Origin of the sequence: Corallococcus sp. AS-1-12, assembly GCF_020036995.1 — a bacterium.
Taxonomy (GTDB): Bacteria; Myxococcota; Myxococcia; order Myxococcales; family Myxococcaceae; genus Corallococcus.
The window spans coordinates 168,514-181,865 of record NZ_JAIQDD010000005.1 but is presented as its reverse complement, the minus strand read 5'-3'; the positions used below and the strand labels follow the sequence as shown (position 1 = coordinate 181,865).

The window sequence follows — 13,352 nt, the reverse complement described above, 5'->3', positions numbered from 1 at the left end:
GTCCAGGGGCGTGCGAAGGCGCGGAGGCGAGCGGTTCATCCCAGGCGATTCAAATGGGGCCGGGGACTCGAGTGACACCCCCCAGCGTGGAAGTGCCACCGTAGTCAAACCCCGCCCCGCTGAACCAGCCCTCCCACCCCGCCCGAACGGACGGTGTCCGCACATGCACGGACCTCGGCCGCCCGGCTGCCCACCCGGCGGGAGGCCGTGCCCCGGCTCCAATGCGAAAGGCCCGGCGGGATGCACCCACCGGGCCTTCGCGGTCACTCACGGTCCGGACTCAAGGGCCCGGTGTCGCTGATGCGCTCAGCCTTCGCTGCTCCCGCCGGACGGCTCGGACGAGCCCCCGCCGGACGCCGCGGGAGGCGCGCCGCCACCATTGCCACCGTTGTGGTTGCCGTTGCCCTGGCCACCGCCGGAGCCGCCGCCACGCTCGGAGCGCTCTCCGCGTTCGCCGCCACGGTTCTCACCGCCGCCGCGCTCGCCGCCACGGCCCTCGCCGCCGCCGCCGCGACGCTCCCGGTCCCGGTTGCGGTCACCGCCACGCTCGCCGCGCTCGGGACGGCGGCCCTCGCGACGGTCACCGCCGCCGCGCTCGCCTCCGCGTTCCCCGCCGCGCTCACCGCCGCCGCCGCGCTCACCGCCGCCGCCGCGGTTCTCACCGCCGCCGCGCTCGCCCCGGTCGCGGTCCCGGCCACCGCCCCGGCGGCCCTGGTCCTGACGGCCGCCGCCGTAGTTGCTCTCCGGGCGGCGCTGCTGCATCGCCAGCTCGCCGTCACCGGAGCCCGGCGACGAGGCCACCTTGTGCTCGGGGCCCGTGGCCGACCGGCCGTAGATGTCGTACTGCTCGCGGTGGTAGTTCTGCTGCGCCTTCACCTGGATGGACTTGTTGTAGCGGTCCATCAGGTGCCGCAGCTCGTTGCGCTCCTCGCCCTGGAGCAGGCGCGCGACCTCCGCGTTGCAGTTGATGACGAGCGTGGAGTCCTTGTAGCCCGGCGCCTCGCGGCGGATCTCCCGGAAGATCTCGTACGCCACCGTGGTGGCCGTCTTCACGAAGCCCTTGCCGTCGCAGTACGGGCAGTCCTCGTGCAGCACGCGGCCAATGGACTCGCGCACGCGCTTGCGCGTCATCTCCACCAGGCCCAGCTCGGAGATGCGCAGCACGTTCGTCTTGGCCTTGTCCCGGCCCAGCGCCTCCTGCAGCGACTTGAAGACCTTGTCGCGGTTCTGCGCCTTCTCCATGTCGATGAAGTCGCAGATGATGATGCCGCCGATGTTGCGCAGCCGGAGCTGGTAGACGATCTCCTTGGCCGCCTCGACGTTGATCTTGGTGATGGTCTCCTCGAGGCTCTTCTTGCCGACGTAGCGTCCCGAGTTGACGTCGATGGCGGTGAGCGCCTCCGCCTGGTCGATGATGAGGTAGCCGCCGCTCTTCAGCCACACCTTGCGCTGGGTGGCGCGCTGCAGCTCCTGCTCGATGCCGTAGGCGTCGAAGACGGGCTCGTCCGTCTCGTGCAGCACCACGCGGTCGCGCAGCGCCGGGTCCTGCGCGGTGACGAAGCCCTGGATGCGCTCGTACTCCTCCGCGTCGTCCACGACGAGCTTCTCCACGTCGTGGGCGAACAGGTCGCGCGTGGCGCGCAGGATGAGGTCCAGGTCCGGGTGCAGCAGGCCCGGTCCGCCGCGCTTCTCGTTGCGGCGCACCACCTGGTTCCACACCTCGATGAGGAACCGGATGTCGCTCTCCAGCTTCTCCTGGGGAACGTTCTCCGCCACGGTGCGCACGATGAAGCCCGTGCCGGGCGGCCGCAGCCGGTCCACGATTTCGCGCAGCCGGCGGCGCTCCTTCTCGTTGGAGATGCGGCGGCTGATGCCCACGTGGTCCACCGTGGGCATGAACACCAGGTGACGGCCGGGGATGGAGATGTGCGAGGTGAGCCGCGCGCCCTTCGTGCCGATGGGGTCCTTGGAGATCTGGACCACCACCTCCTGGCCCACCTTCAGCAGGTCTTCAATCTTGTCCGTCTTGCGCTGCTTGGGCTTCTCCTTCTCCTCGTCGCGCTTCTCGCGGCGGGGCTGCTCCTGGCGGCGCTTGTCCTTGTCCTTGTCCTTCTCGCGGCCGTCCCGGTTGCGCGGCTCGCGGGCCTCGCGCGCCTCACGCGGGGTGCGGCGCTCGCCGGAGACCTCGGCGGGGCGGGCGGGCTCGGCGGCGGGGGAGGGGATGAGCTCCCCCAGGGCGGCCGCGTGCGGCGGCGGCTCGGCGGCGCTGCCCTCCGTCGCGGGCGCCACGCCGGACTCGGCGGCGGCGATGGCGCTCTCCGCGGGCGTCTCCTGCACCACCGCGGGGGCCTCCACCGCGGCGGGCGTGCCGTTCTCCGTCAGCGGCACCGCCACGGCGGCGGTGGACACCTCCACCGGGGACTCCGGCGAGGCGCCCTCGGCCGGGGTCTCCTCGATGACGGCCACGGCGTCCGGGGTGGCCTGGGCCTCCACCGGGGCCGGGGCGGCCTCCAGGGCAGGCTTGACGGCCTCGGGCGCCTCGACGTGGGACGCTTCGGGGGACTCCGGCTGGGGGACGGCCTGGGCCTGGACGTCCAGCGCCAGCGCGCCGTCGTGCGCCAGCACCGGCGCCGGGGCGCCCGCAGGGGCTTGCGTGCCGGCCGGCAGCGCGTGCGTGGCGTCCGGGACCGTGGAGGCGGCGGCCTCGACGGCGTCGGCCTCGGATTCGGTGGGGACCTCCGGCGCGTCCTCGTGCTCGCCCTCGGTCAACTCGAACTGCGCGCGGGCGAAGTCCGGGTCGTAGACGACGTCGCTGACGTACAGGAAGGCGGCCTTCTCCAACCCGATGTCCACGAAGGCCGCCTGCATGCCCGGGAGCACCCGGACGACGCGACCCTTGTAGATGTTTCCGACGACGCCCTTGTCCTTCTTACGCTCGAGGTAGAACTCCGCGATATGGCCGCCCTCGACGAGGGCCACCCGGGTCTCCCGACCCGCGGCATTGATGACGAGCACACTGCTCATGGATGAATCCTGGTAGCGCGCGCGGTAGGGGGGACCTCACCGGACGGGAGGCGGCGAGACGCCACACCTCCGAGCACGCCGCGAGGGGAGAGGCGGCCAGCGGCCCCCCGGCGTGTGCACGCCTTCCGGAGGACCCGGAGGGAGAACGCATCACCTGGGTGGGGGACGAGGACATCGCCGCCTGCTCCTCCGAGTTCATGTCGCCCCGCATTGCGACCGGCACCGTGCCGGGCGGGGCTGCTTCTCTTCACGCGCTCGAGGCTCCCCCCACGCCCGTGCCGTCCGCCCCCTCTTCCGCACCCGGTCGGTGCCCGTCAGTGGGCCACCTTGGGGGGGTGTCTGGGGGCCCCGGAGCAGCAGGGGTCCGGAGGAAACCGGAAGCGCAACCCGTCGAAATTCCTGCCTGGGCGTGATGTCCCGCCAACGCGGGGCGTCACACAACCGCCCAGAAACACGGAGAGTTTTCCACGCCCCTCCAGGTGTGTAAAGGCCCGATGCGCCCGTTCATCCACTGTCGGGCAGATGGAAGGCGGGCCCGCCCGGCGGGTCCCCGGGCGCTCGGAAACGGACGTTCAGGCCTGGGCGGGGGCCTGCTTGCGCCCCTCCGGCTTGTCCAGCTTCCCGCGCGGACGCCGCACCAGCCTGAGGCCCGTCCAGGTCTCGTCGATGATGCAGATCTTGTTGTCCACCAGGCCGATGTCGAGCGCCGCCTGGCGCACGAAGTCCTCGGACAGGCGCGTCTTCACGCCCTCGCCGGCGGGCCAGCAGACCCAGATGCCGCCGTTGAGCGTGGTGGCGCGCGACAGCGCGGGCAGCCGCTGCACCAGCTCCGTGGCGTCGGAGGTGAAGAAGAGGATGACGTCCAGCCCCGTCTGGGCCGTGACGAGGAACTCCACCCCGTCCGGCAGCGGGTTGAGCTTCTGCACGAAGCCCCGCGGGGGGTTGATGACGGAAACCTTGGTGCCGGACCGGATGCCCAGCATGGCCGGCAGGGAAGCCAGCGCGTAGGGCGTCATGATGTGCGCTCCACGGTGAAGGTGCGGAACTCGCCAGAGGCCTGCCCGTCCGTGCGCGCCACGTCCGTGACGCGCGCCGTGCGGGGACCCGTATGACACCAGCGGATGAACTCTTCCAGCGCGCCCGGTTCGCCTTCCACCGTGGCCTCCACGGAGCCGTCGCCCCGGTTGCGCACCCAGCCGGAGAGCCCAAGGCGCAGCGCCTCCTGGCGGGCGCTCTCCCGGTAGGAGACGCCCTGGACCGTGCCCTGGATGCGCAGGGTCGCCCGGCGCTGCGTGCTCATGCCTCTGGCCTCATGCTCTGACGTCCCCTTCTAGCAGCTTCAGGAACGCCTGCTCATCCAGGATTCTTACGCCCAATTCCTGCGCCTTCTTCAGCTTGCTGCCCGCGTCCTCGCCCGCGACGACGAAATCGGTCTTGCGCGAGACACTTCCAGAGACCTTACCCCCGCGCCGTTCGATTTCCTCCTTGGCCTGCTCGCGCGCAAGCCGCTCCATGGTGCCGGTGAGCACCACCGTCTTGCCCACGAAGGGGCCGCCCGTGGCGACCGCCGGGGGGGCCGGGTGGACACCCGCGTCCAGCAGGGCCTGGATGGCGGCCTGGTTCTGGGGCTCCTGGAAGAAGGTGTGGATGACCTGCGCCATCACCGGGCCCACGTCCTTCACCCGGCTGATGTCCTCCAGGCTGGCCGTGAAGAGCGCCTTCACGTCCGGGAAGGCCTCCGCCAGGGCGCGCGCCGTGGAGTCGCCCACGTGGCGGATGCCCAGCGCGTACAGGAAGCGGCGCTGGGTGGTGTTCTTGCTGCCCGCGATGGAGGCCAGCAGGTTGTCCGCGCTCTTCTCCCCCATGCGCTCCAGCTCGAGGAGCGAGTCCCGGGTCAGCGCGTACAGGTCCGCGAACGCCTTCACCTGGCCGGACGTGACGAGCTGCGTGGCCAGTTTGTCCCCCAGGCCTTCGATGTCCAGGGCGAGGCGGCTGGCGAAGTGGCGCACCTTCTCCACCAGTTGCGCGGGGCAGGACGCGCCCGTGCAGCGGATGATGGCGCCGTCCTCGTCCTTGGCCGCCACCGCGCCGCACACCGGGCAGTGGGTGGGGAAGGTGAAGGGCTGGGAGTCCTCCGGGCGCTTGGACAGCACCACGGAGACGATCTCCGGAATCACGTCGCCCGCGCGGCGCACGAAGACGGTGTCGCCCTTGCGCACGTTCTTGCGGCGCAGCTCGTCCTCGTTGTGCAGCGTGGCGCGCGACACCGTCACGCCGCCCACCTTCACCGGCTTCAGGTGCGCCACCGGAGTGAGCGCGCCCGTGCGGCCCACCTGGATGCCGATGTCCTCCACCGTGGTGGACTCCTCCTCCGGCGGGAACTTGTAGGCCACCGCCCAGCGCGGGCTCTTGGACACCTGGCCCAGGCGGCGGCGCAGGTCCTCGTCGTCCACCTTCACCACCATGCCGTCCACTTCGAAGGGCAGGGCGTGGCGGCCCTTCAGGGACTCGTCGTAGCGCTGGCGCACCCCGTCCGCCCCGTCCGCGTGCTGGTAGCGGTTGATGGGCAGGCCCAGCGTCTTCAGGTACTCCAGCTTCTGGGTGTGCGTCTTGAAGGCGGGCACGCCGTCGCCGGGCACGCACTCGTACAGGTAGACGGACAGGGGCCGGGCGGCGGTCTCCTTGGGGTCCAACTGGCGCAGGCTGCCCGCGGCGGCGTTGCGCGGGTTGGCGAAGAGGGACTCGCCCGCCTCTTCGCGCTTCTCGTTGAGCTTGCGGAAGTCCTCCTTGCGGATGAAGACCTCGCCGCGCACCTCCAGCCGCCTGGGCACCTTCACGCCGTCCTGGGGGAACAGCTCCAGGGGCAGGCTCTTGATGGTGCGCAGGTTGCCCGTGACGTCCTCGCCGGTGGTGCCGTCGCCGCGCGTGGCGCCCTGCACGAAGCGGCCGTCCTCGAAGCGCAGGGAGATGGCCAGGCCGTCCAGCTTGGGCTCGCACACGTAGCCCACCTGGGACAGGCCCGTCAGCTTGCGGATGCGCTCGTCGAACTCCGTCAGCCCGGCGTCATCGAAGATGTTCGCCAGGGACAGCATCTGCGTGGTGTGCACCACCTGCCCGAAGTCCTCCACCGCCGCGCCGCCCACGCGCTGGGTGGGCGAGTCCGGCGTCACCAACTGGGGGTACTGCTCCTCCAGCCCCTGGAGCTCCCGCATCAGCGTGTCGTATTGGGCGTCGCTGATTTCCGGCGCGTCCAGCACGTAGTAGCGGTGGTTGTGGTGGGCCAGCTCCTGACGGAGCGCTCGGGCGCGGGCTTCGGCTTTCGGGAAGGTGTCCACGGGGTGTGTCCTTACCCCAATTCAGGGGCGCGGCCAGTTGCGCACGCCCCGCGTTGGAGGAAGGGGACTCTACCGGCACCACCTGACAGGGCCGCCCGCCGCCTCCCGGGAAGGCGAACCCGGGCACGCGTGTTCACGGCAAGGAGGCGCATCCGTGGCGCCCCATTAGGCCCGAATTTCAGCTACATAGCGGATTCCCTGTTGGCAAGACCCCCGCCCTCCAGTGCAACCCCCTGAAAAACGGGACAGAGCCAGGCACGGATGCCTTGACAGCTCTGGAGGCGGTCAATAGTTTCCAGCGCGGTTCCTGGCGCAGGGGTTCCCCCGGCGCCGTCTCTTCCCAACCACAGGCCCACGCGCCCTCCGGTCCGTTCCCAGGACTTGGGTGGTGCTGCCCCCTGGAAGGTGCTTCCGAGCGCCGCGCGGACGGACTCGCCGTCCCGCGTACAGCCTGCCCGAGCCTTCGGGCGATTCCCCCTCAGTCCGTTGCGCAGACCGTCATGGCCAAAGCCCGTTCCCCCCGAGAGAAGGTAGTCGAGCCGGAGTTCACCGAGGAGAAGCCCCGCCGCAAGCGCGCGGCGGCGAAGGAGGCGGAGAAGCCCGCTCCCCGGTCGCGCCGCGCGCCCGCTCGTCGTGAAGAGGCTCCCGCCGAGGAGGCCGAGGCCCCCGAGGTCGCCGCGGAGGCGCCCCGCCCGGTGCTCACGCCCATCTCCCGTCCCGTGCGCGACGACGAGCTCCAGGAGCTGCGCGGCACGGAGGAGGAGGCGCCCGCCGAGGAGGCCGCTCCGGCCGCCCCGCAGGAGTCCGCGGAGGGCCCCGCCATCACGGAGGTGCAGCGCGACGGCACCCCGATGCAGGTCATCAAGCTCAATGACCTGAAGCGGATGAAGATCGTCGACCTGGCGAAGATGGCCCACGACACGGGCATCGAGGGCTACCAGGGGCTCAAGAAGCAGGACCTCATCTTCGCGCTGCTGGGCGGCATCGCGGACAAGCGCTTCGAGGTCCACGCGGAGGGCGTGCTGGAGCTGTTGAGCGACGGCTTCGGCTTCCTGCGCAGCGCGGACAGCGACTACCAGCCGTCCCCGGACGACATCTACGTGTCGCCGTCGCAGGTGCGCCGCTTCAACCTGCGGCCCGGCGACACGGTGACGGGCCCCATCCGCCAGCCCCGCGAGGGCGAGCGCTTCTTCGCGCTGCAGAAGGTGGACAAGGTCAACTTCGCGGACCCCATGTCGGACGCGGCGCGCGAGCGCATCCTGTTCGACAACCTCACGCCGCTCTATCCGACGCGCAAGCTCAAGCTGGAGCACGAGTCGTCGGAGATGACCACGCGCATCATCGACATGTTCTGCCCCATCGGCCTGGGCCAGCGCTGCCTCATCGTGGCGCCCCCGAAGGCCGGCAAGACGGTGCTCCTGCAGAACATCGCGCACGCCATCAGCCGCAACCACCCGGACGTCTACCTCATCGTGCTGCTCGTGGACGAGCGCCCGGAGGAGGTGACGGACATGGAGCGCAGCGTGCGCGGCGAGGTGGTGTCCTCCACCTTCGACGAGCCCGCCACGCGCCACGTGCAGGTGGCGGAGATGGTCATCGACAAGGCGAAGCGCCTGGTCGAGCAGAAGTACGACGTCTGCATCCTGCTGGACTCCATCACCCGTCTGGCGCGCGCCTACAACACGGTGGTGCCCGCGTCCGGCAAGATTCTGTCCGGCGGCGTGGACGCCAACGCGCTCCACAAGCCCAAGCGCTTCTTCGGCGCGGCCCGCAACATCGAGGAGGGCGGCAGCCTCACCATCATCGGCACGGCGCTCATCGACACCGGCAGCCGCATGGATGAAGTGATTTTCGAGGAGTTCAAGGGCACGGGTAACTCCGAAATCGTCCTGGACCGGAAGTTGATGGAGAAGCGCATCTTCCCAACGCTCGACATCAACAAATCCGGCACCCGCAAGGAGGAGCTCCTCTTGTCTCCGGCGGACCTGGTGCGCATTACGGCGTTGCGCCAGGTGCTCCACCCGTTCACCCCCATCGACGCGATGGAGTTCGTGCTCAAGCACATGCGTCCGACGGCGGCGAACGCGGAGTTCCTGGGCTCGATGAACCGGTAGTTCCCTTCCGGCCCAAGGAGCCCCCATGCGTCGTGCCCGCCTCCCGCTGCTCGTCGCCCGCGCTGTCGCGGGCCTCACCCTGGGGCTGTTGGCGGGCTGCGACCTGGGGGTGGAGGACCTGCCCATTGGAGACACCCCGCCGGTGCTCTCCAGCCAGGTCTGCTACGACGACTCGGACTGCGTGGCGAACGCGTGCTGCGGTGAGGGCACCGCCATCACCCACCGCGACGTGGGGCCGGACTGCGCCGGCGTGCGGTGCGACGGGACGTGTCCGCCCAACAGCGTGGACTGCGGCCGGTGCATCCCCACGTGCCGCGAGGCGCGCTGCGCCGCCGCCTGCCAGTAGCGGCGCGGCCCCCGCCTCCCGTTCAGCTCGCGAGCCCGCCGGCCATGTCCACCGGCGGGTCCCTCAAGGGCAGCGTCACGCGGAACGTGGTGCCGCCGCCCGGCGTGTCCTCCACGTCGATGCGGCCCTGGTGCGCCTCCACCACCTGGCGTGACACCCAGAGCCCCAGGCCCAGGCCGCCGTAGTGGTGCGTGGACACGGCGCGCTCGAAGCGCTCGAAGATGCGCTCGCGGTCCTCCGGCTTGATGCCGATGCCGTGGTCCACCACGGACAGGCGCACCACCTCTCCGTCGGGCTGAAGCGACACGTCCACCGGACGGCCCCGGCCGAACTTCAGCGCGTTGGCGACCAGGTTGTGCACCACCTGCGAGATGCGGGACGGGTCGAAGGTGCCCGTCACCGGGCCCTTCACGTCCACGGTGAGCGGCGTGCCGTCACGGCGCGCCTCCTCCTCCGCGAAGCGCGTCACCTCCACCAGCAGGTCGCCCAGGTCCACGTCCGTGCGGGTGAGCTTCAGCCGGCCGCTGGTGATTTGCGACACGTCCATCAGCACGTCCACGAGCATCGCCAGCCGGCGGATGAAGGACCGGGCATGCCGCAGGCGCTCCACGGCCTTGGGCGGCGCGTCCCGGCCCAGGCCGCGCTCCACCAGCTCCAGGTGCAACTGAAAGGCAGCCAGGGGCGTGCGCAGCTCGTGCGCGGCCACGGAGAGGAAGTCGTCGCGGGCGCGCAGGGCCTCCGCCAGGTTCTCCGCGCGGGCGCGCTCGTTGGCCATCTCCCCGCGCATCCTCGCGAGCTTCAGGTTGGACGCGATGCGCGCCAGCAGCTCGCCCGCGGAGAAGGGCTTCACCAGGTAGTCGTCCGCGCCGGACGTCAGGCCCTGCACCGTGGCCTCCTCTCCGGCCTTCGCGGACAGGAGCAGGATGGGCAGCTCGCGCGTGGTGGGCGCGGCGCGCAGGGCCTTCAGCAGGCCCATGCCGTCCAGCTTGGGCATCATCACGTCCGACAGCACCAGGTCCGGCGGCCGGGCCAGCGCGGCCTCCAGGCCCTTCTGGCCGTCCGTCGCCACCTCCACGTCGTACTCCGGGGAGAGCACGCGCTGGATGTAGTCGCGCATGTCCCGGTTGTCATCCACCAGCAGGATGCGCGCGCGGGGCAGCGCGTGGCCGTCCGCGGACGCCGGGTGATGGTGGTGCGAGGACTGCGTGCGGTCCTTGGGCTTCGCGTTGCTCCACAGCAGCGCCTCCTCCACGTAGGCGGACGTGGCCTCGCGCGCCGCGGAGCGCGGCCGGGCGGTGGTGCGGATGCGCTCCGGCGGCAGGTGCGCGTGGCCCAGGGGCAGCTCCACGCGGAAGGTGCTGCCCTCGCCCTCCGTGCTGCTCGCGGACACGCTGCCGCCGTGCAGCCTGGCGAACTCCTGCACCAGCGCCAGTCCAATGCCGCTGCCCTCCACCGTGCGCGACGGCGAGCCCGACACGCGGTGGAAGCGCTCGAAGAGGCGGGGCAGCTCGTGCGCGGGGATGCCCGAGCCGGTGTCCTCCACCTCCAGCGACACGCGCTGCCCGTGCTCGCGCAGGCGCAGCGTGACGCCGCCCTGGAGCGTGAACTTGAACGCGTTGGAGACCAGGTTGAGGACGATCTGCTCCCACAGGTCCGGCGCCACGTAGACGGGCTGGGACAGGGGCGGGCAGTCCACCGTGAGCTTGAGCCCCGCGCGCTCCATGGCCGAGCGGAAGCTGGACGCCGCGTCCTTCGTCAGCGCGGCCAGGTCCGTGGGCGCGAAGCGCTCCTCCTTCGGGCCCGCCTCCAGCTTCGACAGGTCCAGGAGCGCGTTCACCAGCTTGAGCAGGCGCCCGGCGTTGCGGTGCACCCGCTCCATCTCCTTGCGGACCTCGTCCGACAGCGGGCCCGCGCGCCCGGCGAGCAGGTCCTCCGTGGGGCCCAGCATCAGCGTCAGCGGCGTGCGGAACTCGTGGCTGACGTTGGCGAAGAACTCCGACTTGAGCCGGTCCAGCTCCCCCAACTGCTCGTTCGCCACGCGGAGCTGCTGGTTCGCCTCTTGAATCTGCTGGGCGCGCCGGAAGATTTCGCCCTCCATCTCGTCCGCGCGGGCGCGCAGCTCGGCGTGCTGGCGGCTCTGCTCTTCGTCCAGGTGCCTCAGGCGGATGAAGTCGGTGACGTCCTCCACCCGGTGGATGACGTAGCGCACCTGCCCGTCCTCGCCGAACACCGGGGTGTTCAGCGGGCTCCAGTAGCGCGGCTCGAACCCGCCGCCGGCCTCCGCGGGCCGGGGGAGGTCGTACTTCTGGACCGCCATCGCGTCCGCGGTGCGCGCCTTCACCGCGCGCTCCAGCGACGCGCGCAGGTTGGTGACGCCGTTGGCCCGCGGGTCGTCCGGGTTGTCCGGGAAGACGTCGAAGATGACGCGGCCCAGGATGTCCTCGCGCCGCGTCCGCGTGACGCGCAGGTACGCATCCGTCACCGCGACGATGACGAACTCCGGCGTCAGCACCAGGTACGGGTTGGGCGCGGCTTCGAACAGGCTCCGGAAGTCCGGGGCCGGTGAGGGGCTGGGGGGCATCACACGTCCTCAGAGGCGGAGGCGTGCGTGGAATTAGTCACTCCCTCCCGGGATGGCCAGGGGGGAAGGTGGGACCCGGCCCCGGGTCTTTCCACCGGTGGACGCTTGGGGCGCCCGCGCGTCCCGCCCCGTTGGAGAAGTTCAGGCCGCGGGGGCGGCGTCCGTGGAGGCGACCGCCTGCTGGGGCGTCGCGGCCACCAGCGGGGGCGGCTGCGCCTTGAGGCGCGCGAAGTCGAAGCAGGCCACCGCGATGGAGGCCACCGGCACCGCGAACAGCGCGCCCCAGAGGCCGAAGAGCTTCTCGCCCGCGATGAGGGAGAAGGCCACCACCACCGGGTGGATGCGCGCGGCCTCGCCCATGATCTTCGGGTTGAGGAAGTACGCCTCCAGCGCGTGGATGCCGATGATCCACAAGAGGAGCGCGACGCCCTTCTGGAAGCCGTCCGCCAGCGCGATGAGGACGATGGGTACCGAGCTGATGATGGTGCCGAAGATGGGGATGAGGCTGAAGAGCGTGGCGATGGTGGCCAGCAGGAACGCGAACTTCACGCCGAACAGCAGCAGGCCCACCAGCGTGAGGCCGCCGTTCACCAGGCAGATGGTGACCTGTCCGCGCACCACGCCGGACAGCGACTTGTCGATGCGCGCCACCAGCGTCTTCGCGTCCGGCAGCAGCTCCGCGGGGATGAGCGTGCCGAAGTAGCGGCGGATGGCCTGCGCGTCGATGGAGAAGAACGCGGCGACCATCAGGATGAAGAACAGCATGAAGACGCCGGCCAGCACCTCCGTGACGATGCGGCGCGACACGTTGACGATGTCCGCCAGGTTCTCCTTCACGAGCGACGTCACGCGCGCCACCGCGTCGGTGAGCATCTGCTCCAGGTCCAGCGCCAGGCTGAAGCCGCCCGCGGACCCCGCCGCGCCCTCCATGGCCCGGTCCGACAGGGCCACCGGGATGCCGTACGTGTTGAGCCACCCTTCCGCGCGCTGCGCGAGCCCCTGCACGTGCTCCGGCGTGAGCGCGCTGGCGAAGCCGGCCATCTCCCGGCTGATGCGCACCACCTCCCGGTAGAGCTGCGGCACCAGCGCGACGAAGAAGAGGTACACCGCGAGGAAGAACCCCGCGTAGATGAGCAGGATGGCCACCCAGCGCGGCACGTAGCGGCCGGCCACCTCCAGCCGGGTGATGCGCGCCACCAGCGGCTGCACCAGGTACGCGATGAGCGCCGCGCCCGCGAAGGGCATCACCACCGAGCGCAGGGCGAAGAGCGTCACCGCGAGGGCCACCCACAACCCCGCGAGGAGGAGCAGGCGCTTGCGGCGTTCGTCGGGGGCGGTGGCTTCCACAGGCGGCGACATGCACCCGGGCTTAAGGCAGCGGCCTCCCTCCTGACAAGCTCCCGAGACGAAAGCTTCCACGCGGCCCGGCTCCTATGCCCCCCAAGGGTCTGGAACCCCTCGGATGGGAGCAGGCGGCCGGCCGGGGGCTTCAGGCCTGGGGCAGCCGGGAGCGGTCGCCCAGGCGGGCCTCCACGCGGTCCAGGCAGTCGCGCATCAGGGGGCGCTTGATGCGGCCCTGGGTGGCCTCTCCCAGGCCCAGCATCTGTTCGGTGAGCCAGCGGGTGAGGAAGAGCAGGGGGACGCGGTCGTCGGGGCCCAGGCCCCGCTCCAGGTAGCGCTTGTTGCGCACGTAGTCGTCGAAGGCGTCGAACTCGCGGGCCAGGTCCCACTTCGCCAGCCGCAGGGCCTCCGTGTAGACGGCCGGGGCGGGGCGCCGGGTGGCCTCCTGGAACAGCGGGGCGAACTCGCCCAGGGTCGCGGGGTCCAGGTCCTGGACGGGCGGGGGCCAGGACTCCAGGTCCTTGGCGAGCAGCCGCGCCACCTCGTCCAGCAGGTGGTCCACGAGGGCGACGGGCTTGAGGTCGAAGAGGTGGTCCCAGCGCGAGGGCATG

At 71.1% G+C, this 13,352-nt stretch carries 9 protein-coding genes; 2 read left to right on the top strand and 7 right to left on the bottom strand.

The features are described 5' to 3' along the window. Window positions 1-306: 306 nt before the first annotated feature. The 4 genes from K8556_RS10400 to ligA all read right to left on the bottom strand — a co-directional run bounded on the left by K8556_RS10400 (window position 307) and on the right by ligA (window position 6,359). Complete coding sequence (locus K8556_RS10400; protein WP_223739883.1) at window positions 307-3,024, bottom strand: Rne/Rng family ribonuclease; 2,718 nt, start codon at window positions 3,022-3,024, stop codon at window positions 307-309. 572 nt (window positions 3,025-3,596) lie between these two features. Further along, a complete protein-coding gene (locus K8556_RS10395) occupies window positions 3,597-4,040 on the bottom strand; it encodes a DUF3052 family protein (RefSeq protein WP_014398919.1) in 444 nt (147 codons plus the stop codon). Further along, window positions 4,037-4,324 (bottom strand): acylphosphatase, encoded by a 288-nt coding sequence (locus K8556_RS10390; RefSeq protein ID WP_223739882.1) that lies wholly within the window; start codon window positions 4,322-4,324, stop codon window positions 4,037-4,039. The genes K8556_RS10395 and K8556_RS10390 overlap by 4 nt, the downstream gene beginning before the upstream one ends. A gap of 10 nt (window positions 4,325-4,334) precedes the next feature. Beyond that, window positions 4,335-6,359, bottom strand: a complete 2,025-nt coding sequence (ligA, locus tag K8556_RS10385; protein WP_223739881.1) for an NAD-dependent DNA ligase LigA — start codon at window positions 6,357-6,359, stop codon at window positions 4,335-4,337. 500 nt (window positions 6,360-6,859) lie between these two features. Here ligA and rho point away from each other — a divergent pair, with 500 nt between their 5' ends. Together rho and K8556_RS10375 are read left to right on the top strand one after the other, a co-directional pair. After that, the gene (gene rho / locus K8556_RS10380; RefSeq protein WP_223739880.1) at window positions 6,860-8,473 is read left to right on the top strand and encodes a transcription termination factor Rho; all 1,614 of its coding nucleotides are present in this window, start codon (window positions 6,860-6,862) and stop codon (window positions 8,471-8,473) included. 25 nt (window positions 8,474-8,498) lie between these two features. Then, window positions 8,499-8,819, top strand: coding sequence for a hypothetical protein (locus tag K8556_RS10375; RefSeq protein ID WP_223739879.1), 321 nt, complete (start codon window positions 8,499-8,501; stop codon window positions 8,817-8,819). 22 nt (window positions 8,820-8,841) lie between these two features. Here the strand turns inward: K8556_RS10375 and K8556_RS10370 are convergent, their stop codons facing one another. The 3 genes from K8556_RS10370 to K8556_RS10360 form a co-directional block, all read right to left on the bottom strand. Beyond that, the gene (locus K8556_RS10370) at window positions 8,842-11,400 is read right to left on the bottom strand and encodes an ATP-binding protein (RefSeq protein WP_223739878.1); all 2,559 of its coding nucleotides are present in this window, start codon (window positions 11,398-11,400) and stop codon (window positions 8,842-8,844) included. A gap of 141 nt (window positions 11,401-11,541) precedes the next feature. After that, entirely contained in the window at window positions 11,542-12,759 is a 1,218-nt protein-coding gene (locus K8556_RS10365) for an AI-2E family transporter (RefSeq protein ID WP_223739877.1), read from the bottom strand. 130 nt (window positions 12,760-12,889) lie between these two features. Continuing rightward, the gene (locus tag K8556_RS10360; protein WP_223739876.1) at window positions 12,890-13,351 is read right to left on the bottom strand and encodes a hypothetical protein; all 462 of its coding nucleotides are present in this window, start codon (window positions 13,349-13,351) and stop codon (window positions 12,890-12,892) included. Window position 13,352 lies beyond the last annotated feature (1 nt).

What these genes read in the sequence shown, in the direction of transcription:
- K8556_RS10400 (WP_223739883.1), bottom strand. Translation starts at nt 3,024, where the DNA reads ATGAGCAGTGTGCTCGTCATCAATGCCGCGGGTCGGGAGACCCGGGTG.
- K8556_RS10395 (WP_014398919.1), bottom strand. Translation starts at nt 4,040, where the DNA reads ATGACGCCCTACGCGCTGGCTTCCCTGCCGGCCATGCTGGGCATCCGG.
- K8556_RS10390 (WP_223739882.1), bottom strand. Translation starts at nt 4,324, where the DNA reads ATGAGCACGCAGCGCCGGGCGACCCTGCGCATCCAGGGCACGGTCCAG.
- rho (WP_223739880.1), top strand. Translation starts at nt 6,860, where the DNA reads ATGGCCAAAGCCCGTTCCCCCCGAGAGAAGGTAGTCGAGCCGGAGTTC.
- K8556_RS10375 (WP_223739879.1), top strand. Translation starts at nt 8,499, where the DNA reads ATGCGTCGTGCCCGCCTCCCGCTGCTCGTCGCCCGCGCTGTCGCGGGC.
- K8556_RS10370 (WP_223739878.1), bottom strand. Translation starts at nt 11,400, where the DNA reads ATGCCCCCCAGCCCCTCACCGGCCCCGGACTTCCGGAGCCTGTTCGAA.
- K8556_RS10365 (WP_223739877.1), bottom strand. Translation starts at nt 12,759, where the DNA reads ATGTCGCCGCCTGTGGAAGCCACCGCCCCCGACGAACGCCGCAAGCGC.
- K8556_RS10360 (WP_223739876.1), bottom strand. Translation starts at nt 13,351, where the DNA reads ATGCCCTCGCGCTGGGACCACCTCTTCGACCTCAAGCCCGTCGCCCTC.